This is a genomic window from Brevundimonas sp. G8 (assembly GCF_902506205.1).
GTDB lineage: Bacteria > Pseudomonadota > Alphaproteobacteria > Caulobacterales > Caulobacteraceae > Brevundimonas.
On the sequence record NZ_LR732816.1, the window covers coordinates 203,388 to 225,880 of the forward strand.

The following is a 22,493-nucleotide window of genomic DNA, read 5'->3' on the forward strand; positions in this document are numbered from 1 at the left end:
CGCCACATGGCATCGATCATCAATGCCGACGCCCGTTCAACCCTTCGACGCCGCACAGGATCTGGCTGACGCCCCGCGTGTCGGCGGGGCTCAGCGACCCAAGGACGCGGCGACCCTGATCCTGACGCGGGGCGGGTCGCGGCCCGAGGTGCTGATGGGGCGGCGCGCGCCGGGGCATGTGTTCATGGCGTCGAAATGGGTGTTTCCGGGCGGGCGGATCGACCGCAGCGACTTCACCGCCGCCGCGACGGGCGACCTGCGTTCCGACGTCGCGCGGCGGCTGGAAGGCGAACTGCAGGCCCGCCGCGCCCGCGCCCTGGCCCTGACGGCGGTGCGAGAGACCTTCGAGGAGACCGGGCTGATCCTGGGGCGGCCCGCGCCGAGCGCCTCGATCGGCGGGCCGTGGCGGGAGTATCGTCAGGCGGGCGCCCTGCCCGATCTGTCGGTCCTGTCCTATATCGCTCGCGCCATCACGCCGCCGGGCCGGACACGGCGGTTCGACGCCCGGTTCTTCATGGCTCCGGCCGAGGCCCTGTTGAGCCCGGAGCCGACCGCAGGATCGGGCGAACTGGACGAAATCGCCTGGTTGCCCCTGGACGAGGCCCGCGCGCTGGACCTGCCCGCCATCACCCGTTTCGTGCTGGGCGAACTGGCGGAGCGGTTGGAACACCCGAACCGCCCCCTGCCCTTCGTGCGGATGGTGCGGGGCCGCCACACGGTCGAACACAGGGACTGACATGGCCGGATCGACGATCACCCTGCGCTTGACTATCGCCGACCCGGTCGCGGGCGTCGCCTACAGCCTGCAGGACAAGGCCAACATGCCGGTCGAGCCGCGCGTCGCCGGGGACGGTCCGATCAGCTTCGATGCGCCGATCACCTTGTCCGACGACGGGCGACTGACCGGCCCCTTCGTACGACGTGAGGGGCCGTCGCGGCGTTTCGTCTATATCGCCATCGGGACGTCGGCGGGCCAGCACGCCAGCGAATGGAGCCGACGCGCCAAGATCGACGTCCACGACATTCCCGCCGATCTGCTGGTGCAGGCGTGCGAGGGTCGCTTGCTGGAGGTCGTCCTGCCCGGCCACGCCCGCGACGGCGGCCCGGCTTGCGCCACCGTGCAGCCGATTCAGGTCTGGCGCATCGTCTGATCCTTAGTCGGCGACCGGCTTCGTCAGGTCGAACTCGACGCGGAAATGGCGGTTGGGACGGCGCAGTTCATAGGCGAACATCCGGTCGGGATGAACCTCGACCGCCCAGACATTGGTAGTCGAGACGGCCGCATCGTTGGCGTTGAACAGGGCGATGGATTCGGCGTCGACCGGGAATTCCTGCCGCTCGGCCGTGCCCGTGTTGGCCGTGTCGCCGCCATACCAGTGCAGAACGTCCGTCGTGCCGTCCTCGTGCCGGTGATCGTGCTTGAGCCGCAGGCCCGCGTCCGTCTTCGTCACGACCCAGGCGCGCGAGCGGTCCTCGCCCACCGCGAAGGGAATGCGCACCTCGTCCGCCGAACAGTCGCGGACGTGCATGATCAGCCGCTCGCTGGCGAACGTGGCGTCGGCGGCGTCTGTCGTGACGACCCGGCCTTCGAATCGCTGGCCACACAGGGCGTTCAGACGCGCCAGGAAAGCGTCTTGCGCAGGATCCGGCGCAGCAGCCGCAGCGCCGGCGGACGACAGGGAAACCAGGGCCGCAGCGGCCAGCAAGGATGCGATTTTCATGCAGTCAGACTATATGTGCATTTCACCGCATCAACGTGGCATCGCGCCCGTTGACTTTGGGGCGATCCTGAGTATGTTCCGCGCCTCTTATTTTAAGCGGCTTTCGCCGTCGCAGAGGTAATTCCGATGGCCAAACCGGCTTCCATCAAGATCCGCCTGAACTCCACGGCCGACACCGGCTTCTTCTATGTCACCAAGAAGAACGCCCGCACCATGACCGAGAAAATGGTCGTCAAGAAGTACGATCCCGTCGTGCGCAAGCACGTCGAGTTCAAGGAAGGCAAGATCAAGTAAGCACTTGATCGGCTGAGAAATTGAAAACGCCCGGCTGGTCTCCAGCCGGGCGTTTTTCGTTGTCTGGGGGTTCGGTCAGGCCGCCTTGGCGATGACCTTGTTGCGGCCGGCGGCCTTGGCCTCATAGACGCCCTCGTCGGCGCGTTTCAGCAGGCCCTCGGGTGTGTCGCCGTCGCCGGTCGTGGCGGCTACGCCGATCGAGATGGTGATGGTGATCTGTTCCTTGCCGCCCATGACCCGGAACGGGGCGGAGGCGACGTCGCGCCGAATCCGTTCGGCGACACGGCCAGCGTCTTCCAGGCTGGCGCCCGGCATGACCACGACGAACTCCTCGCCGCCCATCCGGCACGGCAGGTCCACGGCGCGGACGTTGGTGGCCAGGCGCACGGCGAACTCGACCAGAACCTCGTCCCCGGCGTCGTGGCCGAAGCTGTCGTTGACGGACTTGAAGTGGTCGATGTCCAGCACCAGCGCCGCGACCTGAGACCCGCCCTGGGCCGCGCGCCCGACCAGGGCCTGTAGCTGGCCGGTCATGTAGCGACGATTATGCAGGCCGGTCAGGGCGTCGGTGACGGCCATTTCCATGCTGCTGTCCAGCTTCTGGCGCAGGAAGTCGGTGTAGCGTTTGCGTCGGATCTGGGTGCGGACCCGCGCCGACAGCTCCTCGGTGTCGATGGGACGCGGCAGGATGTCGGCGGCGCCCAGTTCCAGCGCCTTGACCATGCGCGGCCGTTCGACCGGCTCGACCACCGCCAGGATCGGCGCACGGCGCGCATCGCCCGACTTGGCCTGGGCCACGATCCGCAGGCCGTCGAAGCCGGCGGCGGCGACATTGACGATGATCAGGTCCAGCGCACCCTTGGCCGCGACCAGCGCCGCCTCGGGATCGGATTCGATGGTGACGCGGTGCTCGCCGCTCAGCTCGGCCGCCATCTTCTCTGCCTGGCGCATGTCGTCATCGACGATCAGAACGCGCCCCCCCTCGCTGCGAAGCCGCGCCGCGCCGTCCGAATCGACACCAAGGCGCCGACCGCTTTCCTCACGCTCGCGCAGTTCGTCCATGACGTGCTTCAGCCGCGTCAGCGACTTGACCCGCGCGAACAGGATCACGTCGTCGATGGGCTTGGTCAGAAAGTCGTCAGCGCCGGCTTCTAGCCCCCGGATGCGATCCTGACGGCCGTCCAGCGCGGTGACCAGCACGACGGGGATGTGGCGCGTCTCGGCCTGGGCTTTCAATCGACGACAGGTCTCGAACCCGTCCATGCCGGGCATCATGACGTCCAGCAGGATCAGGTCCGGCTGATGCTCAGCGGCGATGGCCAGGGCCGAGGCGCCGTCGTTGCAGCTCAGCACGTCGTAATATTCGATGGTCAGCTTGGCTTCGAGCAGGCGGACGTTCACGTCCACATCGTCGACGACGAGGATGCGGGCGCTCATCCGAGGTGCTGCCGGATGGTTTCGAGGAAATGCATCACCGAGATCGGCTTGGAGATATAGGCCTCGCACCCGCCCTGGCGGATACGCTCCTCGTCGCCCTTCATGGCGAAGGCGGTCACGGCGATGACGGGGATGTGGCTCAGTTCCTCGTCGTCCTTCAGCCACTTGGTGACTTCCAGGCCCGAGATTTCCGGCAGCTGAATATCCATCAGGATCAGGTCGGGATGATGGGCGCGCGCCAGGGCCAACGCTTGCAAGCCCTCGCGGGTCTGCAGCGTCTCGTAGCCCTGGGAATCAAGCAGATCATGAAAAAGCTTCATGTTCAGCTCGTTATCCTCGACGATGAGGACTTTCTTGGACATCATCACCTGACCTGCGCGCCCCTCGAACGCGGGACGCCTCGTTGGTCGCATTCGTAGGCGAGCAGTCTTAAGTTGGGGTGAAGCCAACCTTACGGAGACCTTAAGCGTGGCCATCAAGGCCATCTGTCGCGACTGCCTGTGGACCGGCGAAGATCCCGCTGGGACGCATGAGCGCCGCTGTCCGGCGTGCGGGTCGCGGCGCATCGTCGCCGACGTCGAACTGGACCAGCTGTCCATCGCCCACATGGACTGCGACGCCTTCTACGCCTCGGTGGAGAAGCGCGACCGGCCAGAGCTGCGGGACAAGCCGGTTATCGTAGGCGGCGGCAAGCGCGGGGTCGTCTCCACCGCCTGCTATGTCGCGCGCCAGTACGGCGTCGGGTCCGCCATGCCGATGTTCAAAGCGCTGAAGGCCTGTCCCGAGGCGGTGGTGATCAAGCCCGACTTCACCAAATACGTCTTCGAATCGCAGCGTATCCTGGGGGCGCTTGGCCGGCTGACGCCGCTGATCCAGCCCCTGTCGCTGGACGAGGCCTGGGTCGATCTGTCGGGCACCGAACGCCTGAACGGCGGCCCGCCGGCGTTTCAGCTGATCCGTTTTCAAAAGCAGATCGAGGAGGAGACCGGCCTGAGCGTCTCCATCGGCCTGGCGCCCAACCGCTTCCTGGCCAAGATGGCGTCGGAGATGGACAAGCCGCGCGGCTTCTCCGTCGTCGGCGCCGCCAACGCCCAGACCCTGCTGGCGCCGCGCCTCGTCACCACCCTGCCCGGCGTCGGTCCGGTATTCGGCAAGGCGCTGCGCAGCGACGGCTATTCGACCATCGGCGATCTGGCCCGGGCGGATGTGCGCGATCTGGTCAAGCGCTATGGCGAGTCGGGCCTGCGCCTGTACGACCTGGCCCACGCTCGTGACGCCCGCACCGTGAACCCCGAGCGCGACCGCAAGGGGATGAGCGCCGAGACCACCTTCAACGAAGACCTGACGTCGGCCGAGGCGCTGGAGGCCGAGCTGTGGCCCCTGTGCGAGAAGCTGGCGTCCAAGGCTCGGCGCGACGGCGTCGCCAGCCGCGTCCTGGTGCTGAAGCTGCGCCGTACCGACTTCAAGATCGTCACCCGCCGCATCACCCTGCCCGATCCGGTCCAGACGGCGCGCGCCCTGTTCGCCGCCGGGCGGGATCTGCTGAAGCCGGAGTTGGGCCCGTCCTATCGCCTGATCGGCATCGGCATGGCCGACGTGCAGGACGCCGAGGACGCGCCGGCCGGCCTGTTCCAGACGCCCGAGACCCGCACCTTGAAGACCGAACGCGCCATCGACAAGCTGCGCGAGAAGTTCGGCAGGGACGCGGTGGTGGCGGGGCGCGCGCTGAAGCCTTAGGAAACGCCATGGACCTCGCCAAACGCGCCTATGACCACGGCTTTCGCCTGGACCCGATCGTCCGCAGCCTGCTGGACACGGACTTCTACAAACTGCTGATGCTTCAGATGATCTGGCGCGAGCATCGCGACGTGCCGGTCGTCTTTCAGGTCATCAACCGCACCAAGACCGTCCGCCTGGCCGACGAGATCGACATCGACGCCCTGCGCGAACAGCTGGACCACGCCCGCACCCTGCGCTTCACCAACAAGGAACTGGTCTGGCTGTCGGGCAACAGCTTCTATGGCGTAAAACAGATCTTCTCGCCCGACTTCATCGCCTGGCTGACCGACTATCGCCTGCCCGACTACGACCTGTCGGTTCAGGACGGGCAGTATGTGCTGACCTTCTCTGGCGCCTGGGCCGAGGTGACGTTGTGGGAAATCCCGGCGCTCGCCATCCTGAACGAGCTGCGTTGCCGGGTCGGCATGCGACGGCTGGGCCGGTTCGAGCTGGACATCCTCTACTCGCGCGCAAAGACGCGGCTGTGGTCCAAGGTCGAGCGGTTGCGCGCCTTGCCTGATCTGGCGCTGTCGGATTTCGGCACGCGGCGACGGCACGGTTTCCTGTGGCAGCGCTGGTGCATTCAGGCGCTGAAGGAAGGTCTGGGATCGTCCTTCATCGGCACGTCCAATGTGCTGCACGCGATGGAGAACGACCTGGAGGCCATCGGCACCAACGGGCACGAACTGCCGATGGTGATGGCGGCGCTGGCGCCCGACGACGCGAGCCTGGCCCAAGTGCCCTACGCCGTGCTGGACGAGTGGCGCAGGCATTATGCGGGCAATCTGCTGATCGTCCTGCCCGACGCCTTCGGCACCGAGGCGTTTCTGGAACAGGCGCCCGATTGGGTGGCGGACTGGACCGGATTCCGGCCCGACTCGGCCCCGCCCATCCCGGCCGGAGACCGCCTGATCGACTGGTGGCGCACGCATGGGCGCGATCCGAAGGAGAAGCTGCTGATCTTCTCGGACGGGATGGATATCGACGGGATCGAGGCGACGCACGCCCATTTCCACGGCCGCGCCCGGCTCAGTTTCGGCTGGGGCACCAACCTGACCAACGACTTCCGCGACTGCTCGCCCGCCTTCGCGCCGGAGCTGGAGCCGATCTCCCTGGTCTGCAAGGTGGTCGAGGCCGGGGGGCGGCCCGCGATCAAGCTGTCGGACAATCCGGAAAAGGCCGTCGGCGACCCGGCCGAGATCGAACGCTATCGCCGGGTGTTCGGCGTGCGCGGCCTGACCGCCCAGCCCGTCACGGTTTGAAACGCGACCTTAAGCCCGTTCGGTCATAAGGGTGGGATGAACGCCTTTCTCGACAAGATGCGTCGCCGCGCCGGTCGCTATCTCGATGTCCGTCCCGCCACGGTTCAGCCCGCGCGCGGCGTCCTCAGCCTGTCGTTCGACGACATCCCGGCATCGGCCTGGACCGAGGCCGGGCCGATCCTGGCCCAGCATGGGGTCAAGGCGACCTATTATGTCTGCGGCGGTCTGGCTGGCGGGCGCAATCTGGATCTGCCGCAGTTCGAGACCGAACATCTCCAGGCGCTGCATGAGGCCGGCCACGAGGTCGGCTGCCACACCTACGAGCATGTCTCGACCCTGACCCTGTCGCCGGCCGAACTGGACGCCAGCCTGGGCCGCAACGCCGCCTGGGTGGCCGAGCGGTTGGCCGGGTATCAGATGCAGACCTTCGCCTATCCGTTCGGCGACTGCGCCCTGAAGTCAAAGCCGGTAATCGATACCCGCTTCCTGTGCGGTCGCGGCGTGCGTGACGGGATCAACACGGGCCGCACCGACCGCAACCTGCTGCAAGCCATCGGCCTGGAGAGCCGTCGCCTGCCCGGTTACGATCTGGAGGCGCTGGTAGCGGAGACGGCCGCCTCAAAGGGCTGGCTGATCGCCTATGGCCACGACGTCAGCGACGCCCCAACCCCCTACGGCTGCCGCCCCGAGGACATCGACGGGCTGATCCGACTGGCGAAGACGGCTGATCTGGACATTCAGCCGGTCGCGGCGGCGTGGCGGGTGGCGACGGCCTGACCCCATCTTAGGTCGTCATCCTAGGCCTCGTGCCTAGGATCCATAGACTCAAACTTCGCCGATTGTTTGGAGTGTCAGACGACGGCCGTTGAGCGGCGGACACCGGGCGTATGGATCCTAGGCACAAGGCCTAGGATGACGGATTAGAGGGTGGGGTTGCCGCCTTGCGCCGATCTACCCAGGCGATCAGTTCCTTGCGGGGCCAGATCATCAGCCACGACCGGGCGGTATATTCCCCGCTGTCGATCAGCGCCTTGCGCGACGCCGAGGCCGTCGCAGCCCGTTCCGTGTGGATCGGCGCCGGTCCCTGGTGGACCATGAAGGCGCCGCCCTTCAGCGGGTTGAGCCGCAGGTGCGCCAGGCGGGGGCTGATCTCGGTCAGCGGCGGGTCGTAGAACCAGCTGGAGCCGATCATGCCCGCCAGTTCCGGCCGTGCTCGGCAAAGCTCCGCGGCCGTGGCCCAGGCCTCGTTCCAGCCCTCCTCGTTGAAGCCCCTCAACCAGCGGCTTTCGGTGTGAACCTCCAGCCATGGCTCGCGTTTGGCACCCGCCGCCAGATAACGGAACAGGGGGTTGATGCCCCAGCCGTCGCGGACGTGTTTGACGATCTGGCCCGGCCCGACGGGCGAGCTGAGGTCGATCACCTGGCTCTTGGCGCCCGGCACGCTGAGCGCCAGGGTGAAGCGCACATCCTTGGACCAATGGTCGAAGACATAGTCGCCCTCGGCCTTGTCCAGAAACGCCGCCAGTTGTTCGATCCAGTAGGGATAGAGGGCCATCACCTCGGCCGGCAGGTTCATCGCCGCCGCGCGGTCGGGCAGTTGCAGCGCCCAGGCGGCGACCAGACCCCGCCGCACGTCTTCCGATGCGTCCACGCCAAGCAGGGCGTCCACCGCCTTGGCCGGCATTTCGAAATCCCAATGCGGCGCGGCCTCGGCCGCCTTCAGCGCGGCCGGTCCAGCGGCGGCGTCCACGCGCGCCCGGTCGTCGGGGGATAGTCGCGCCAGCACGGCATTGAAGGCGGCGACGTCGGGGGTCAGGTGCATATCCATGATCGGCACAATGACACGGCGCGGTTGGCGAACCTTTAAAGCCGCGCGATGGACGTGACGCCGCCCTTGCCGCGCGCTAAACCGCGCCCAGATAAACAGGAGCCCCCATGAGCATCGAAGCCCGCATCGCCGAACTCGGCCTCACCCTGCCGGAACCCGCCAAACCGGTGGCCAGCTATGTCTCCTATGTCCGATCGGGCAATCAGGTCACCATCTCGGGCCAGCTGTCGAACGACGCCTCGGGTGGAATCAAGGGCACGGTCGGCGTGGACGTGACGCCGGAACAGGCCATGGAGGCCGCCCGCCTGTGCGGCCTGAACCTGATCGCCCAGATCAAGGCGGCCTGCGACGGCGACCTGGACCGGGTGGTTCGCATCGTCAAACTGGGCGGCTTCGTCCAGGCCGGTCCCGACTTCGTCGCCATTCCCGCCGTGATCAACGGCTGCTCGGACATGATGGTCGAGGTCTTCGGCGACGCGGGCAAGCATGCCCGTTCGGCCGTCGGCGTCTACAAGCTGCCGCTCGGCTTCGCCGTCGAGATCGATGCGATCGTGGAGATCCGCTGATCTTTCAGATCTCGGTTCACGAAGGGATCGCCGACATCGGCCGCGAGGCCTGGGACGCGTGCGCGCGTCCCACCGGCGATCCCTTCGTCTCCTATGACTTCCTGCACGCTTGCGAGGCCTCGGGCAGCGCCGCGCCGCGGCAGGGCTGGGCCCCGCGTCATCTAGCCCTGAGGGGTGAAGACAACGCCGTGCTCGGCGTCATGCCCCTCTATCTGAAGGGCAACAGCCAGGGCGAATACGTCTTCGACCATAGCTGGGCCGACGCCTATGAACGGGCCGGCGGGCGTTATTATCCCAAGCTTCTGGGCGCCGTGCCCTTCACGCCCGCGACCGGGCCGCGCTTTCTGAACCATCCCGAGACCGACGCCGCCACGGTGCGTCAGGCGTTGATCCAGGGGGCGGTGACGCTGGTCGAGCGGCTGGGCGTCTCGTCCCTGCACGTCAACTTCCCGACCGAGCCCGAATGGTCAGCCATGGCCGAGGCGGGCCTGCTGCCGCGCCAGGACATCCAGTTCATCTGGCGCAACAACGGCTATCGGACCTTCGACGATTTCCTTGGCGCCCTGTCGGCCAATCGCCGCAAGACCATCAAGCGCGAGCGCCGCGACGCCCAGGCCGATCTCGACATCCGCATCCTGACCGGCGCCGACATCACCGAGGCGCACTGGGACGCCTTCTTCGCCTTCTATATGGACACCGGCTCGCGCAAATGGGGCCAGCCGTATCTGACGCGCGACTTCTTCAGCCGCGTCGGCGCGACCATGGCCGACCGGATCGCCCTGGTCATGGCGTTTCGCGACCAGACGCCCATCGCCGGCGCCCTGAACTTCATCGGCCGCGATGCCTTGTACGGCCGCCAGTGGGGTACGCTGGAAGACGTGCCCTTCCTGCATTTCGAGCTCTGCTACTACCAGGCCATCGACTTCGCCATTTCGCGGGGCCTGTCCCGCGTCGAGGCCGGCGCCCAGGGCGACCACAAGATCGCGCGCGGCTACCTGCCCTCCCCCGTCTATTCCGCCCACTTCATCGCCGACCCGGCGCTGCGCGACCCCGTCGCCCGCTATCTGGACGGCGAACGCCCGGCGATGCAGGCCGAGATGGCGGCGATGACCGAGGAACTGTCGCCCTACAAGGTGACATAGAAAAAGGCCCGGCTGTTTCCAGCCGGGCCTTCCGCCTTCAACCTTTCGAGGATCAGGCCGTCTCTTCTTCCTCGGCCTTCGCGGGCGCGTTGGCGCTGGCGATGTCGAAGTCGATCTTGCCGTCCTTCAGCTGGACCTTGACGTGTCCGCCGCGCGTCAGACGCCCGAACAGGATGTCATCGGCCAGCGGCTTCTTGATCGAGTCCTGAATGACCCGCGCCAGCGGACGCGCGCCGTACAGTTCGTCGAAGCCGTTCTTGGCCAGCCAGTCGGCCGCCTCGTCGGTCAGTTCGATGGTGATGTTGCGATCCGCCAGCTGGGCTTCCAGTTGAAGGATGAACTTGGTCACCACCGAGCGGATCGTGTCGGCCTGCAGCGGCTTGAAGGCCACGATTGCGTCCAGGCGGTTACGGAACTCCGGCGCGAACAGGCGCTGGATGGCCTTGTCGTCCTCGCCCTCGACCTTGCCCCGGCCGAAGCCGATGGAGGCGCGGGCGTTGTCGGCGGCGCCAGCGTTGGTGGTCATGATCAGGATGACGTTCCTGAAGTCCACCTTCTTGCCGACCGCGTCGGTCAGCATGCCGTTGTCCATCACCTGCAACAGGATGTTGTAGACGTCCGGATGCGCCTTCTCGATCTCGTCCAGCAGCACCACCGAGTGCGGATGCTGATCGACGGCGTCGGTCAGAAGCCCGCCCTGGTCATGGCCAACGTAGCCGGGAGGCGCCCCGATCAGGCGGCTGACGGTGTGGCGCTCCATGTATTCCGACATGTCGAACCGCTGCATCTCGATGCCGAGGGTGGCGGCGAGTTGCTTGGCCACCTCGGTCTTGCCAACGCCGGTCGGACCGCTGAACAGGAAGCTGCCGATGGGCTTGTTCGGATCGCGAAGACCCGCCCGCGCCAGCTTCATCGCGGCCGAGACCTGTTCGATGGCCTGCTCCTGGCCAAAGACCGCGCGCTTCAGATCGATCTCAAGTTCGCGCAGGCTTTCGGTGTCGGACTTGGACACCGACTTGGCCGGGATACGCGCCATCTTGGCGATGACGGCCTCGACCTCCTTCTGGCCGATGACCTTCTTGCGCTTGGATTCGACCAGCAGCATCTGGCCTGCCCCTGCTTCGTCGATCACGTCGATCGCCTTGTCCGGCAGTTTGCGGTCGGTCATGTAGCGAGCCGACAGCTCGACCGCGGTGCGGATAGCACTGTCGGTGTAGCGGACCTTGTGGTGCTGCTCATAATAGGTCTTCAGACCCTTCAGGATCTTCACCGTGTCCTCGACCGTCGGCTCGTTGACGTCGATCTTCTGGAAGCGACGCACCAGAGCGCGGTCCTTCTCGAAGTGCTGGCGATATTCCTTGTAGGTCGTCGATCCCATGCAGCGCAGCGAACCCGACGCCAGGGCCGGCTTCAACAGGTTGGACGCATCCATGGCACCGCCAGAGGTCGCGCCGGCGCCGATCACCGTGTGGATTTCGTCGATGAAGAGCACGGCGTTCTCGTGGTTCTCCAGCTCCTTGACCACCTGTTTCAGGCGTTCCTCGAAGTCGCCGCGATAGCGGGTGCCAGCCAGCAGCGCGCCCATGTCGAGCGAATAGATGGTGGCGTCCTTGAGGACGTCGGGCACCTCTCCGTTGACGATCTTTCGGGCCAGACCTTCGGCGATGGCGGTCTTGCCGACACCGGGGTCGCCCACCAGCAGCGGGTTGTTCTTGGTGCGGCGGCACAGAATCTGGATCGAGCGATCCACCTCGGCCTGACGACCGATCAACGGATCGACCTTGCCTTGGCGCGACTTCTCGTTGAGGTCCACGCAATAGGCTTCCAGCGCCTCGCCGCCCGACTTGACGGCCGAGGCGTCCTCGGTCTCTTCGGGCGAAGAGCCCTTGGCGGGACGGGCCTCAGTGGCGCCCGCCTTCTTGGCGATGCCGTGGGCGATGAAGTTGACAGCGTCATAGCGCGTCATGTCCTGCTCTTGCAGGAAATAGGCGGCGTGGCTTTCGCGCTCGGAGAAAATGGCCACCAGCACGTTTGCGCCGGACACTTCCTCGCGGCCGGAAGATTGGACGTGGATCACGGCGCGTTGGATCACGCGCTGGAAGCCGGCGGTTGGCTTGGCGTCCTCGCCATCGGCCGTGGCCAGGGCGGCGAGATCGTTGTCGACATAAAGCGTCAACGCCGCCTTCAGGGCGGTCAGATCGACATTGCAGGCCTGCATGACGCCGGTCGCATCGGGGTCGTCGATCAGCGCGAGCAGCAGGTGCTCCAGCGTCGCATATTCGTGCCTGCGCGCATTGGCGTATCCCACCGCGCGGTGCAGGGTTTCTTCGAGAGGACGGGAAAATGAAGGCATCGGGAGGTTCCTCTCAGTCCTTTTCCATCGTGCATTGCAGAGGGTGCTGGTGGCGACGCGCGGTCTCGATGACCTGCGCGACCTTTGTCTCGGCGACCTCGTAGGTGAAGACGCCGCAGACGCCCACGCCATGCTGATGCACATGCAACATGATGCGGGTGGCCTCTTCGCGGCTCTTCTGGAAGAACCGCTCCAGCACATAGACGACGAATTCCATCGGCGAATAATCGTCGTTCAGGATCAGCACCCGATACAGCGAGGGCTTCTGAAGCTTCGGCTTTGTTTCGGTGACGGTGGCGGTATCTTGACCGCCACCGCTATCACCGGGCCTTTGTATGGGCATTCGTATTCCGTAATCGGGGAGTCGTCTTGTCTCCAACAGATAGGGAATGATGGCGTGAATTGAAGCCGCGTCCAGTCACGGATTGCGTGAAGTGCAAACGACGGATCCAAAACGAAAAAAGCCCCGGAGCGAACTCCGGGGCCTTATCGATCCTCAAGACGGTTCGCTGTTTAGCGAGCGGCCTGGAAGTTTTCGACCGAGGCGGTGACGCGCTCGTTGATCGGCTTGATGCTGTCCTTGACCGTGGCGGTGACGATCTCGTTCGTCTTGGTCAGTTCGGCGACGTAGCGCTCCATGGACTTCTTGGCCCAGGCGGTTTGCAGCTCGAAGAACTCCTGCACCGAACGAGCGGTCGACAGTTCCTTGGAGGCGGCGACGCCTTCTTCCCAGGACGACTTAGCGAAGCCGAGCGCCTGTTGCGACAGGGCCTCGGCGCCCTTCTGGGCGACGGTGGCCGACTCGACCATGGCGTCCAGGTTCTTCTTGCTGTGGGCGTTCAGTTCGGCCAGCGAGGCGGTCGACTTCTCGATACCTTCGCGGAAAGCCTGCGTGCCGGCGGCCTGCATGGTCTCGGCCTGAGCCTTGACCTTGGCGCCGGCCGAAGCGGCAGCGGCGGTGACTTGATCGGCGGTCTTCTTCACGGTTTCGGTAGCGTCGGCCATGGTCGTCTCTCCGATAAATGTTGCCCGCGGGGACGGGCGCTGGGCGAAAATGTTCAGGCGAGGATGATCCTCGCAGGCCCCCTATATGCTGCAAGTGCGAAGGTTTTTCAAGCTTATTGTGCAATGCAGCATATTATCGGCGATAACCTTGGTTGGCGGTTCAAATTCCCGTTGACGAGCGGTTAACCACCACGAAACCCGTGCTTCCTATGCTAACCCTTCCATCGCGTCGGCCGGGGGGCCTGTCGCGCCCTGCTCACTGAGGGTTGTACACCCATGATTGCTTTTCTCCGCCGTGGCCTGTTCGCCGTTCTCGCGCTTTCGCTGGTCCTGGGCGCGAACGTCAGACCGATTGAGGCCCAATCCCAGGAGAACAGTCGCTATGCCGCCATCGTCATAGACGCCGCGACCGGCGAGGTTCTGTTCGCGCGCAATGCCGACAGCCGCCGCTATCCGGCGTCCCTGACCAAGATGATGACCCTGTATCTGACGTTCGAGGCCCTTTCTCAGGGCAAGGCGAACGTGAACGACGTGCTGACGGTCTCGCCGCGCGCCGCCTCGCAGCCGCCGTCGAAACTGGGCCTCGCCGCGGGCCAAACCATCACTCTGGACGACGCCATGCGCGCCACGGCCGTCCGATCCGCCAACGACATGGCCCTGGCCATCGGCGAGCATATCGGCGGTTCAGAAGCCCGCTTCACCAACATGATGACCCTGAAGGCGGAACAGTTGGGCATGAGCCAGACTCGCTATTACACCGCCAACGGCCTGCCCGACGCGCGCCAGCTGACCTCGGCGCGGGACCAGGCCATCCTGGCGCGCGCCATCATGCGAGATTTTCCACAATATTACAGCTACTTCGGTCTGCACGACTGGGCCTATAACGGGCGCAACTATCGCAACACCAACGGCCTGCTGCCCACCGGGCGCGGCTATGACGGCATGAAGACCGGATACACCAACGCGTCGGGCTACAACCTCGCCGCCTCGGCGGTGCGTGACGGGCGTCGGCTGATCACCGTCGTGCTGGGCGGCCGCTCGACCGCCAGCCGCAACGCCCATGTCGCCGAACTGATGGACACCGGTTTCGAGGTCGAACGCCGTCGCTCCCAAGGCGAGCGGATCCAGGTGGCCCAGACCTTCTTCGAACAGCGCGGCTTCGGCGTGGGCGGTGTATCGGCCGACGCCCCGATCGCCTACGCCTCGGTCAATGACGACGAAGACGGCATCGGCGCCGAATCCACCACCGCCGTCGCCTATACGGCGGCCCCTCCACCCGCAGCCCTGCCGGCCCGCGTCGCCCCCGCCCCGTCGGAACGCGCCGCCAACCAGCGCGCCGCCGCGACCGCCCAGGCCATCGGCCAGGCCGCAGCCTCGTCATCCAATAACCGCGCCCCCCACAACGTCACCGCCTCGCTGAATGGCGCGCCATCCAGCGCAGCCGTCGCGCCCTCGACCACGCCGCGTCGCGCGACCCCGCCCCCGGCGCGAGAGCCGGCCCGCGCCGCCGCCCGCACGCCCGCCGGACGCTGGGCCGTTCAGGTCGGCGCCTTCCGCGAGGAGAAGGTCGCCAACGACTGGCTGGCCGAGGTCAACCGTCGTTTCCGCACCCAGTTCGCCACCGCCGAGCGCAACGTCCAGACGGCCGGCGACTGGTATCGCTCACGCTTCGTCGGCCTGACGGAAGCGGGCGCCAAGACTGCCTGCGAGGCCCTGGCCGAACGCCGCGTCACCTGCATGGTCATCGGCCCCGACTGAGGCGTTCGAGAGCAAGAACAAATGTTCTTGCTTTGTTCCAGATGATGTCGCATCGTCCTTCCCATGGAAACCGCCAAGGGAAGAGGCGCGCGTTCGAATGCCACCGGCCGCTACGAGCCTGAACAGCATCAGTCGTTCGACGATGGCTGGACGCGCGACGACGCCGAGGCCGCGCCGCTGCGCACCACCCTCACCCCGGAGCATGCCCGCACCATCATCGCCCGGAACGACAGCCCGGACATCGGATTCGACCGCTCCATCAACCCGTACAAAGGTTGCGAACATGGCTGCATCTACTGTTACGCCCGTCCGTCCCATGCCTGGATGGGCCTATCCCCGGGCCTGGATTTCGAGAGCCGGATCTTCTTCAAGCCCCAGGCCGCAAGTCTGCTGGAACAGGCGTTCCTCGCACCCCGATACAGGTGCAAACGCATCCACATAGGCGGCAACACCGACCCCTATCAGCCGGTTGAGCGCGATCTGAAATCGACGCGCTCGATCCTGGAAGTCATGCAACGGTTCAACCATCCGTTCAGCATCATCACCAAGTCGGTGCTGATCGGGCGCGACGCCGACATCCTGGGCCCGATGGGCAAGGCGGGACTGGCCTCGGCCTTCGTCTCCATCACCACGCTGGATCGCGGTCTGGCCCGCGCGATGGAGCCGCGCGCCTCCACCCCGGTCAAGCGGCTGGAGGCCATCAGTCGCCTGGCGGATGCGGGCTGTCCCGTCGGCGTCGGCTTTGCACCCGTCATCCCCGGCCTGAACGACCACGAACTGGAATCGATTTTGGAGGCGGCGGCCAAGGCGGGGGCGACACGGGCCATGTACGTCACCCTGCGCCTGCCGCTGGAGATCAAGGATCTGTTTCGCGAATGGCTGGCTGACGCCCGGCCGGACCGCGCCGCTCGCGTCATGTCCCTGATTCGCCAGACGCGCGGCGGCAAGGATTACGACGCCGACTGGTCCCAGCGCATGAAGGGAACCGGCCCTGTGGCCGAACTGATTGGCGCGCGGTTCAAGGCCGCCGTCAAACGCTATGGTCTCGATACGCCGCACCGCCTGCTGGATGAGACACAGTTCCGCGTGCCCGCCGACGCCCGGCCGCAGCTTGAGCTGTTTGGTTGATCAGTCGTCCGCCGCCGACGGATCGATGGCGCGGGTAACCAGGTCGCGCCAGGTCGGATCGGTATCGTCCACCAGATCGACGTCCTCCATCAGGGCCACCGCACCCTCCCCGTCCGGCAGGATCAGGCCCAGGATCTCCATCTCCTCGCCGTCTGGGCCGAGGTGGCTTTCGGCCTGGACGGCGACCGCCGCCTGCTCGCCGTCCTCTTCCCACCAGATCACAGGTTGGGGCAGGTCCATGACGATGGGCCGGGGATCGTCCGTCTCCCCCAGGGCGAAGACCGCGCGGCGCGCCTGAACGTCGTCCAGCGTGGCGACCACGCCGACGAACGGCTTCAGCCGCGTCCAGTCCTCGGCGTCGAAACCGCCGCCATCCTCGTCGTTCTGATTATCCATGGTCATCGCTTGAAAACTCCCACCAGTTCGACATGCGACGACCACAGAAACTGGTCGATCGGCGTGACAGTCTCCAGCCGGAAGCCTGCGTCGATCAGAACGCGGGCGTCGCGCGCGAAAGTCTGCGGGTTGCACGACACCCCGACCACGACCGAGGCCTTCGTATCCGCGATCTGGGCCGTCTGGTCGATGGCGCCGGAGCGCGGCGGGTCGAACACGATGGCGTCGCAACCCTTCAGATCATAGGGGTTCAGCGGACGCCGAAACAGATCGCGCGCCTCGGCCGTGATCGCCTTCATCCCCTTGGTCGAACCAACGGCGGCCTTCAGCGCCGCGATACCCGCCTTCGACGCATCCGCCGCGATCACCGGCGCCACGGTCGCCAGGGGGAAGGTGAAAGTCCCCGCGCCGCAGAACAGGTCGGCGATCTTCCTGGATCCCTTCACCGCCGCCATGGCGCGCGCGACCATGGCCTCTTCGGCCTGAGGCACGGCCTGCAGGAAACCGCCGGCCGGCAGGGACACGGTCGCCGGGCCGAACGCCACCCTGGGCTGGCGCGCCATGACCAGGGTGTCGCCCGCCAGGCTGAGCCGCGCCAGATCGGCCCGCTGCGCGGCCTGGATCGCCTTCATCTGGGCGTCGGCGGACAGGCCCCCGCCCGAGCGCCGCTCGACCCCCGTCACATCGACATCCAGCCCCGACAGCGTCCAGGTGACATGCAGGGTCGGCGCGGACTTGGGATGTTCGAAGAACGCCGCGGCCACCTCGACCAGAGCCGGAATGGCCGCTACGATCCGGGGATCGGCGACCGGACAGGCCAGAACCTCGACCAGCCGCCACGACCGCCGCGCCTTGAACCCCAGCACCACCCGCCCGTCCTGGGTCCGGCGGGCATGCAGCGCCACGCGGCGGCGCGTTCCCGGCGGCGTGGCCACCGTCGCCTCGATCTCGGTCTTGATCCCGTCGCGCGCCAGCGCCAGCCGCACCTGCTCGCGCTTCCAGTCCAGATACGGTCCCTCGGACCAGTGCTGCAGCGAACACCCACCGCAGTCGCCATATTGTGGCGACACGGGCGCGATGCGGTCGGGGCTGGGCGTGACGATCTCGACCTGTTCCAGCCGACCGTCCACGACCACGCCTCGCACCGTCTCGCCGGGCAGGGTCAGGCCGGCGAAGACCGGCCCTGACGGCGTCTGGGCGATGCCGTCGCCCTGGCCGCCGACGCGGTCGATGGTGAAGATGTCCATCGGCGGGCTTCTAGCCGCGCGCCCCGCGTCGCTCAACCCACACGCCTCTCGCGGACGCGATGGCGCGGTCCGCAAAGATCAACGAATATGAACGAACCGATCAATTGCCGTTCAGCTTCGCGGTCGTAAATCTGATTGCAACGAGACACGAGGCTTTGCCGTTAACGATTGACGGAAACCGTTCGGTCCTCAGAGGGTTGGAAAATGCGTCTCACCAAAACATCGCTCGCCGCCGTCGCCGCTCTGGCGCTCGGCGTCACGGCCGCCCCGCTCACAGCGTCGGCGCAAGTCTATTACGGCAACGGCTACAGCCAGAACTACGGCACCGGCTCGTATGCCCCGTCCTACAACTACGGGCGCGGCCAGTCCTATGATCCCTGCTCGCGTGAACGCCAAGGCCGCACCGGCGCCGGCGCTGTGATCGGTGGCGGCGCGGGCGCCGTCATCGGCTCGCAACTGGCCGCACGCGGTCGCCGCACCGAAGGCAGCATCCTGGGCGGCGTGCTCGGCGCCGTGGTCGGTTCGCAGGTCGGTCGTTCCAGCTCGGACGCCTGCCGCAGCTACCAGAGCAGCTATGGCTCCAACGGCTACTACGCCCAGGGCTACAGCCAGCCCAGCTACTACGATGATCGCTACACCGGCGATCAGGGCTATCGCTACGACGATTACGACCGTCGCGACGACTATGCCTCCAGCCGTGGCGGCTATTACGACGACCGCTCGCGCCCGGTCGAATCCTATCAGAATTCAGACGGATGCCGCTTGGCTGAAAGCCAGGTCCGTCTGCCGGATGGTCGCACGGACACCCGATACGTCCGAACCTGCCCCGACCAGTACGGCCGCTATCGCGTCGTCGATTAATTTTCAGCCCCCCTGTCGATCGACGACGTGACGGGAGCCGCCGGAGGATCAGTCCTCCGGCGGTTTCTCTTTGTTTGGGCTATCGCGCTTCGCGCTATTTGAGCCCGTGTTTGATGGCTATCGGCCTTTGGCCTGCTTCAGTCCGTTTAGCCAGGCTTCTTGGCCCACAGCAGGAACTCGACATTGCCATCGCCGCCGGTGATGGGGCTTTTGGTGGTGGCCTGAACGGCCCAGCCGAGGGCTTCTAGCCAGTCACTGACACGCTGCACGGCCCGGGCGTGGGCCTGGGGGTCCTTGACCACGCCCTTCTTGCCGCCGCCCGGCCCATCGGCCTCGAACTGGGGTTTGACCAAGGTGATCAGGTCCGCGCCCGCCACCGCCAGATCGAGTGCGGCGGGCAAGACCTTGGCAAGGCTGATGAAGCTGGCGTCGCAGACGATCAGCGAGGGCGCTGGCGAGATCAACTCGGAGGTCAGATCGCGCGCATCGGTGCGCTCCAGATTGACCACGCGCGGATCGGCGGCGACCCGGTCGTGCATCTGGCCGAACCCGACATCGACGGCGAACACCTGAGCCGCGCCGCGATCCAGACAGACCTCGGTGAAGCCGCCGGTAGAGGCGCCGACGTCCAGCACTACCCTGCCCTCGATCCCGACAGGCCACACGGTCAGGGCGTGATCCAGCTTCAGCGCGCCCCGTCCGACCCAGCGATGGGCGGGGGCGTAGCCGATATCGGCGTTCGCACTGACGGTCTGCGAGCTGGATTTGGCCGGCGCGCCGTTCACGGTGACGCCGCCGGCCTCGATGGCCGCCTTCGCCTTGGCCCGGCTCTCGGCCAAACCTAGGGTGACGAGAAGCTGGTCCAGCCTCATCCTATCTCGCTGAGACGCGCCAACGCCGCCTGCAGCTTGACCTTGCCTGCCTCGGCATCGGCCAGCTTGGCGCGCTGTTCATCGACGACTTCGGGTGCGGCGCGCGACACGAAGTTGGGATTGCCCAGCTTCTTGTTCACATGGCCGATGTCGCTGTCGAAAGCGGCGATTTCCTTTTCCAGACGCGCCCGCTCGGCGGTCAGGTCGATGATGCCGGCCAGCGAAAGCGCGACAGTCGAACCGCCCGAAACGAAGGTCACGGCCCCGGTCGGCGCAGCGTCCGCCGATCCGACCTCGGATACGCGGCCAAGGGTCAGGATCAGGTCGCGGTGGCGTGCCAGCCGTTCAGCCGTGACGGCGTCCCTCGCGACGAAGGCCAGCGGCGGCTTGGCCGACGGCGGCACGTTCATCTCGGCGCGCAGCCCTCGGATCTCGCCGACCAGATCGACCAGCCAGCCGATCTCGGCCTCGGCCGCCGTGTCGATGAAGGCGTCCGGCAGCACCGGCCATTCCGCGCCGATCAGCAGGCCTTCCCGCGCCGGACCTTCCTTGCCCAGTTCGGCCCACAGCTCCTCGGTGATGAAGGGCATGACCGGGTGCAGCAGCTTCAGGGTCTGATCCAGGGTCCACGCGGTCATGGCCCGCGTCTCGGCCTTGGCGGCTTCATCGGCGCCATTGAACACCGGCTTGGCCAGTTCCAGATACCAGTCGCAAAAGACGTTCCAGACGAATCGGTACAACGCCCCTGCCGCATCGTCGAACCGGCCGCCCTCGATGGCTTCGGACACAGCGCGTTCAGCCTTGGTCAGTTCGCCACGAATCCAGCGGTTGATCGTCTGTTCGACGGTCGCGGGATCGAAGTCCTGGACGCGGCGCGCCTCGTTCATCTGGCTGAAGCGGGCGGCGTTCCACAGCTTGGTGCCGAAGTTGCGATAGCCCTCGATCCGCTGCTTCGACAGCTTGATGTCGCGCGTGCCCGACAGGATGGCCATGGTGAACCGCAGCGGATCGGCGCCCAGTTCGTCGATGATGCCCAGGGGGTCGATGACGTTCCCCTTGGACTTGCTCATCTTCTGGCCCTTCTCGTCGCGGACCAGACCGTTGATGATGACCCTTTTGAACGGGACTTCGCCCATGAAGTGCTGGCCCATCATCATCATTCGGGCCACCCAGAAGAAGATGATGTCCGCCGCCGTGACCAGGTCGCTGGTCGGATAGAATCGCTCAAGATCCTCGGTCTTCTCGGGCCAGCCCATGGTCGAGAACGGCCACAGGGCCGAGCTGAACCAGGTGTCCAGAACGTCCTCGTCCTGGGTCAGGGCGACCTCGGAATCATAGTCCGACATCGCCTGTTCGCGGGCGTCCTCTTCCGTCTCGGCGACATATATTTCGCCGTTCGGGCCGTACCAGGCCGGGATGCGGTGGCCCCACCAAAGCTGGCGGCTGATGCACCACGGCTCGATGTTGCGCAGCCATTCGAAATAGATTTTTTCGTACGACTTGGGCTCGAACACCGTGTCGCCCTGCTCCACCGCTTTCAGCGCGGGCCGAGCCAGGACCTTGGCGTCGACGTACCACTGGTCCGTCAGCCACGGCTCGATGACGACGCCGGAACGATCGCCGTGCGGGACGACGTGCTTGGTCTTCTCGATCTCGCGCAACCAGCCCTCTTCCTCGGCGCGGGCGACGATGGCCTTGCGCGCGGCGAAGCGGTCGAGGCCGGCGTATGCCGACGGCACGTCCGGCGTATCGACGTCGGTGATGCGGCCGAAGGCGTCGAGGATGTTCAGCGACGGCAGACCCGCGCGCTTGCCGACGCCGAAGTCGTTGAAATCATGCGCCGGCGTGATTTTCACCGCGCCGGAACCCTTGGTCGGATCGGCATAGTCGTCGGCCACGATGGGGATACGGCGGCCGGTGATCGGCAAGGTCACGAACTGTCCGACGATGGAGGCGTACCGCTCATCCTCTGGATGGACCGCCACGCCCGTGTCGCCCAGCATGGTTTCGGGCCGGGTCGTGGCGACGACGATGAAGTCTCGCGTTTCCCATTCCGTGGCCTTACCGTCTTCGTCGAAGGCAATGGGGTGTTCGTAGGTGACGCCGTCCGCCAGCGGATAGGCGAAATGCCAATAGGCGCCGTCGACCTCGCGCTGCTCGACCTCCAGGTCCGAGATGGCGGTCTGGAAATGCGGATCCCAGTTCACCAGCCGCTTGTCGCGATAGATCAGGCCTTCCTTGTGCAGTTGCACGAAGACCTTGCGGACGGCGGCGTTCAGCCCCTCATCCAGGGTGAACCGCTCGCGCGACCAGTCGCACGACGCGCCCAGGCGGCGCAGTTGCTGGACGATGGCGCCGCCGCTCTCGGCCTTCCATTCCCAGACCTTCTCGATGAAGGCGTCGCGGCCCATGTCGCGCCGACTGATATTGCCGGCGGCGGCCATCTGGCGTTCGACCACCATTTGGGTGGCGATACCGGCGTGGTCGGTGCCGGGCAGCCACAGCACCGCCTTGCCCTTCATCCGGTGATAGCGGGCCAGGATGTCCTGCAGCGTGTTGTTCAGCGCATGGCCGACGTGAAGGCTGCCGGTCACGTTCGGCGGCGGAATGACGATCGAATAGGCGTCGGCCGCTCCGTCGGTCGCGGCGGCGGCGCGCGGCGCGAACAGGCCGCTCTCTTCCCACTGGGCGTACAATCGGGGCTCGGCGGCCTGGGGTTCGAATGTCTTCTCAAGCATGGGACTTCTTTGATCGTTGTCGTGCGGCGCAAGCGGCGCGGCCACACGGGGCCTCGAATGACAAAGGGCGGCCCCAGCAGGAGCCGCCCTTCGATTAGTCTGCGGT

General features: G+C 66.2%; 22 protein-coding genes. 11 read left to right on the plus strand and 11 right to left on the minus strand.

Annotated features, from left to right (window positions below; translation table 11 throughout):
- The first annotated feature begins 22 nt into the window (after positions 1-22).
- Together CHRYSEO8AT_RS01000 and CHRYSEO8AT_RS01005 are read left to right on the plus strand one after the other, a co-directional pair.
- Positions 23-736, plus strand: coding sequence for an NUDIX hydrolase (locus tag CHRYSEO8AT_RS01000; protein WP_159844993.1), 714 nt, complete (start codon positions 23-25; stop codon positions 734-736).
- Between the two features lies 1 nt (position 737).
- The gene (locus CHRYSEO8AT_RS01005; protein WP_159844996.1) at positions 738-1,151 is read left to right on the plus strand and encodes a DUF5990 family protein; all 414 of its coding nucleotides are present in this window, start codon (positions 738-740) and stop codon (positions 1,149-1,151) included.
- A 3-nt stretch (positions 1,152-1,154) separates the two neighbouring features.
- On the opposite strand, the gene CHRYSEO8AT_RS01010 is transcribed toward CHRYSEO8AT_RS01005, so the two are convergent.
- Positions 1,155-1,721 carry a hypothetical protein gene (locus CHRYSEO8AT_RS01010; protein WP_159844998.1) on the minus strand — a complete coding sequence of 189 codons (567 nt, stop codon included), beginning with the start codon at positions 1,719-1,721 and terminating at the stop codon, positions 1,155-1,157.
- A 126-nt stretch (positions 1,722-1,847) separates the two neighbouring features.
- Between CHRYSEO8AT_RS01010 and rpmG the strand changes: the two genes are divergently transcribed.
- A complete protein-coding gene (rpmG, locus tag CHRYSEO8AT_RS01015; RefSeq protein WP_003164451.1) occupies positions 1,848-2,015 on the plus strand; it encodes a 50S ribosomal protein L33 in 168 nt (55 codons plus the stop codon).
- 75 nt (positions 2,016-2,090) lie between these two features.
- Here the strand turns inward: rpmG and CHRYSEO8AT_RS01020 are convergent, their stop codons facing one another.
- Together CHRYSEO8AT_RS01020 and CHRYSEO8AT_RS01025 are read right to left on the minus strand one after the other, a co-directional pair.
- Positions 2,091-3,452, minus strand: a complete 1,362-nt coding sequence (locus CHRYSEO8AT_RS01020) for a PleD family two-component system response regulator (protein WP_159845001.1) — start codon at positions 3,450-3,452, stop codon at positions 2,091-2,093.
- Complete coding sequence (locus CHRYSEO8AT_RS01025) at positions 3,449-3,814, minus strand: response regulator (protein WP_167762544.1); 366 nt, start codon at positions 3,812-3,814, stop codon at positions 3,449-3,451. Before CHRYSEO8AT_RS01025 ends, CHRYSEO8AT_RS01020 begins: the two co-directional genes overlap by 4 nt.
- Before the next feature lie 106 nt (positions 3,815-3,920).
- Here CHRYSEO8AT_RS01025 and CHRYSEO8AT_RS01030 point away from each other — a divergent pair, with 106 nt between their 5' ends.
- Genes CHRYSEO8AT_RS01030 through CHRYSEO8AT_RS01040 form a run of 3 tightly spaced genes read left to right on the plus strand, consistent with a single transcriptional unit; the run spans position 3,921 to position 7,270 of the window.
- A complete protein-coding gene (locus tag CHRYSEO8AT_RS01030) occupies positions 3,921-5,189 on the plus strand; it encodes a DNA polymerase IV (RefSeq protein ID WP_159845003.1) in 1,269 nt (422 codons plus the stop codon).
- Positions 5,190-5,197: 8 nt separating this feature from the next.
- Positions 5,198-6,493, plus strand: coding sequence for a nicotinate phosphoribosyltransferase (gene pncB, locus CHRYSEO8AT_RS01035; protein WP_159845005.1), 1,296 nt, complete (start codon positions 5,198-5,200; stop codon positions 6,491-6,493).
- A gap of 36 nt (positions 6,494-6,529) precedes the next feature.
- Complete coding sequence (locus tag CHRYSEO8AT_RS01040) at positions 6,530-7,270, plus strand: polysaccharide deacetylase family protein (RefSeq protein WP_159845008.1); 741 nt, start codon at positions 6,530-6,532, stop codon at positions 7,268-7,270.
- Between the two features lie 130 nt (positions 7,271-7,400).
- On the opposite strand, the gene CHRYSEO8AT_RS01045 is transcribed toward CHRYSEO8AT_RS01040, so the two are convergent.
- Positions 7,401-8,315 (minus strand): hypothetical protein, encoded by a 915-nt coding sequence (locus CHRYSEO8AT_RS01045; RefSeq protein WP_236547375.1) that lies wholly within the window; start codon positions 8,313-8,315, stop codon positions 7,401-7,403.
- Between the two features lie 113 nt (positions 8,316-8,428).
- On the opposite strand from CHRYSEO8AT_RS01045, the gene CHRYSEO8AT_RS01050 reads away from it, so the two are divergent.
- Both CHRYSEO8AT_RS01050 and CHRYSEO8AT_RS01055 read left to right on the plus strand, forming a co-directional pair.
- A complete protein-coding gene (locus CHRYSEO8AT_RS01050; RefSeq protein WP_159845014.1) occupies positions 8,429-8,887 on the plus strand; it encodes a RidA family protein in 459 nt (152 codons plus the stop codon).
- Positions 8,884-10,029, plus strand: a complete 1,146-nt coding sequence (locus CHRYSEO8AT_RS01055; RefSeq protein WP_159851558.1) for a GNAT family N-acetyltransferase — start codon at positions 8,884-8,886, stop codon at positions 10,027-10,029. The genes CHRYSEO8AT_RS01050 and CHRYSEO8AT_RS01055 overlap by 4 nt, the downstream gene beginning before the upstream one ends.
- A 52-nt stretch (positions 10,030-10,081) precedes the next feature.
- Here CHRYSEO8AT_RS01055 and clpA read toward each other — a convergent pair whose 3' ends face one another.
- From clpA to CHRYSEO8AT_RS01070, 3 genes are all read right to left on the minus strand, one after another.
- Entirely contained in the window at positions 10,082-12,382 is a 2,301-nt protein-coding gene (gene clpA / locus CHRYSEO8AT_RS01060) for an ATP-dependent Clp protease ATP-binding subunit ClpA (RefSeq protein ID WP_159845017.1), read from the minus strand.
- A gap of 13 nt (positions 12,383-12,395) precedes the next feature.
- Positions 12,396-12,725: an ATP-dependent Clp protease adapter ClpS gene (gene clpS / locus CHRYSEO8AT_RS01065; protein ID WP_159845019.1), complete on the minus strand. Its 330-nt coding sequence runs from the start codon at positions 12,723-12,725 to the stop codon at positions 12,396-12,398.
- Positions 12,726-12,895: 170 nt separating this feature from the next.
- The gene (locus CHRYSEO8AT_RS01070) at positions 12,896-13,387 is read right to left on the minus strand and encodes a phasin family protein (protein WP_159845021.1); all 492 of its coding nucleotides are present in this window, start codon (positions 13,385-13,387) and stop codon (positions 12,896-12,898) included.
- A gap of 276 nt (positions 13,388-13,663) precedes the next feature.
- On the opposite strand from CHRYSEO8AT_RS01070, the gene CHRYSEO8AT_RS01075 reads away from it, so the two are divergent.
- Both CHRYSEO8AT_RS01075 and CHRYSEO8AT_RS01080 read left to right on the plus strand, forming a co-directional pair.
- Positions 13,664-15,145 (plus strand): D-alanyl-D-alanine carboxypeptidase, encoded by a 1,482-nt coding sequence (locus tag CHRYSEO8AT_RS01075; RefSeq protein WP_159845024.1) that lies wholly within the window; start codon positions 13,664-13,666, stop codon positions 15,143-15,145.
- A 63-nt stretch (positions 15,146-15,208) separates the two neighbouring features.
- The gene (locus CHRYSEO8AT_RS01080) at positions 15,209-16,273 is read left to right on the plus strand and encodes a PA0069 family radical SAM protein (RefSeq protein WP_159845027.1); all 1,065 of its coding nucleotides are present in this window, start codon (positions 15,209-15,211) and stop codon (positions 16,271-16,273) included.
- Here the strand turns inward: CHRYSEO8AT_RS01080 and CHRYSEO8AT_RS01085 are convergent, their stop codons facing one another.
- Both CHRYSEO8AT_RS01085 and CHRYSEO8AT_RS01090 read right to left on the minus strand, forming a co-directional pair.
- Positions 16,274-16,669 (minus strand): hypothetical protein, encoded by a 396-nt coding sequence (locus CHRYSEO8AT_RS01085; protein WP_201304320.1) that lies wholly within the window; start codon positions 16,667-16,669, stop codon positions 16,274-16,276. It lies immediately after the preceding gene.
- Between the two features lie 2 nt (positions 16,670-16,671).
- Positions 16,672-17,916, minus strand: coding sequence for a class I SAM-dependent RNA methyltransferase (locus tag CHRYSEO8AT_RS01090; protein ID WP_159845033.1), 1,245 nt, complete (start codon positions 17,914-17,916; stop codon positions 16,672-16,674).
- A 204-nt stretch (positions 17,917-18,120) separates the two neighbouring features.
- On the opposite strand from CHRYSEO8AT_RS01090, the gene CHRYSEO8AT_RS01095 reads away from it, so the two are divergent.
- Positions 18,121-18,777, plus strand: coding sequence for a glycine zipper 2TM domain-containing protein (locus CHRYSEO8AT_RS01095; RefSeq protein ID WP_159845038.1), 657 nt, complete (start codon positions 18,121-18,123; stop codon positions 18,775-18,777).
- A gap of 146 nt (positions 18,778-18,923) precedes the next feature.
- Here CHRYSEO8AT_RS01095 and CHRYSEO8AT_RS01100 read toward each other — a convergent pair whose 3' ends face one another.
- Both CHRYSEO8AT_RS01100 and CHRYSEO8AT_RS01105 read right to left on the minus strand, forming a co-directional pair.
- Positions 18,924-19,649 (minus strand): TlyA family RNA methyltransferase, encoded by a 726-nt coding sequence (locus CHRYSEO8AT_RS01100; RefSeq protein ID WP_159845041.1) that lies wholly within the window; start codon positions 19,647-19,649, stop codon positions 18,924-18,926.
- Complete coding sequence (locus tag CHRYSEO8AT_RS01105) at positions 19,646-22,387, minus strand: valine--tRNA ligase (RefSeq protein WP_159845058.1); 2,742 nt, start codon at positions 22,385-22,387, stop codon at positions 19,646-19,648. Before CHRYSEO8AT_RS01105 ends, CHRYSEO8AT_RS01100 begins: the two co-directional genes overlap by 4 nt.
- Positions 22,388-22,493 lie beyond the last annotated feature (106 nt).

What these genes read in the sequence shown, in the direction of transcription:
- CHRYSEO8AT_RS01000 (WP_159844993.1), top strand. Translation starts at nt 23, where the DNA reads ATGCCGACGCCCGTTCAACCCTTCGACGCCGCACAGGATCTGGCTGAC.
- CHRYSEO8AT_RS01005 (WP_159844996.1), top strand. Translation starts at nt 738, where the DNA reads ATGGCCGGATCGACGATCACCCTGCGCTTGACTATCGCCGACCCGGTC.
- CHRYSEO8AT_RS01010 (WP_159844998.1), bottom strand. Translation starts at nt 1,721, where the DNA reads ATGAAAATCGCATCCTTGCTGGCCGCTGCGGCCCTGGTTTCCCTGTCG.
- rpmG (WP_003164451.1), top strand. Translation starts at nt 1,848, where the DNA reads ATGGCCAAACCGGCTTCCATCAAGATCCGCCTGAACTCCACGGCCGAC.
- CHRYSEO8AT_RS01020 (WP_159845001.1), bottom strand. Translation starts at nt 3,452, where the DNA reads ATGAGCGCCCGCATCCTCGTCGTCGACGATGTGGACGTGAACGTCCGC.
- CHRYSEO8AT_RS01025 (WP_167762544.1), bottom strand. Translation starts at nt 3,814, where the DNA reads ATGTCCAAGAAAGTCCTCATCGTCGAGGATAACGAGCTGAACATGAAG.
- pncB (WP_159845005.1), top strand. Translation starts at nt 5,198, where the DNA reads ATGGACCTCGCCAAACGCGCCTATGACCACGGCTTTCGCCTGGACCCG.
- CHRYSEO8AT_RS01040 (WP_159845008.1), top strand. Translation starts at nt 6,530, where the DNA reads ATGAACGCCTTTCTCGACAAGATGCGTCGCCGCGCCGGTCGCTATCTC.
- CHRYSEO8AT_RS01045 (WP_236547375.1), bottom strand. Translation starts at nt 8,315, where the DNA reads ATGCACCTGACCCCCGACGTCGCCGCCTTCAATGCCGTGCTGGCGCGA.
- CHRYSEO8AT_RS01050 (WP_159845014.1), top strand. Translation starts at nt 8,429, where the DNA reads ATGAGCATCGAAGCCCGCATCGCCGAACTCGGCCTCACCCTGCCGGAA.
- clpA (WP_159845017.1), bottom strand. Translation starts at nt 12,382, where the DNA reads ATGCCTTCATTTTCCCGTCCTCTCGAAGAAACCCTGCACCGCGCGGTG.
- clpS (WP_159845019.1), bottom strand. Translation starts at nt 12,725, where the DNA reads ATGCCCATACAAAGGCCCGGTGATAGCGGTGGCGGTCAAGATACCGCC.
- CHRYSEO8AT_RS01070 (WP_159845021.1), bottom strand. Translation starts at nt 13,387, where the DNA reads ATGGCCGACGCTACCGAAACCGTGAAGAAGACCGCCGATCAAGTCACC.
- CHRYSEO8AT_RS01075 (WP_159845024.1), top strand. Translation starts at nt 13,664, where the DNA reads ATGATTGCTTTTCTCCGCCGTGGCCTGTTCGCCGTTCTCGCGCTTTCG.
- CHRYSEO8AT_RS01080 (WP_159845027.1), top strand. Translation starts at nt 15,209, where the DNA reads ATGGAAACCGCCAAGGGAAGAGGCGCGCGTTCGAATGCCACCGGCCGC.
- CHRYSEO8AT_RS01085 (WP_201304320.1), bottom strand. Translation starts at nt 16,669, where the DNA reads ATGGATAATCAGAACGACGAGGATGGCGGCGGTTTCGACGCCGAGGAC.
- CHRYSEO8AT_RS01090 (WP_159845033.1), bottom strand. Translation starts at nt 17,916, where the DNA reads ATGGACATCTTCACCATCGACCGCGTCGGCGGCCAGGGCGACGGCATC.
- CHRYSEO8AT_RS01095 (WP_159845038.1), top strand. Translation starts at nt 18,121, where the DNA reads ATGCGTCTCACCAAAACATCGCTCGCCGCCGTCGCCGCTCTGGCGCTC.
- CHRYSEO8AT_RS01100 (WP_159845041.1), bottom strand. Translation starts at nt 19,649, where the DNA reads ATGAGGCTGGACCAGCTTCTCGTCACCCTAGGTTTGGCCGAGAGCCGG.
- CHRYSEO8AT_RS01105 (WP_159845058.1), bottom strand. Translation starts at nt 22,387, where the DNA reads ATGCTTGAGAAGACATTCGAACCCCAGGCCGCCGAGCCCCGATTGTAC.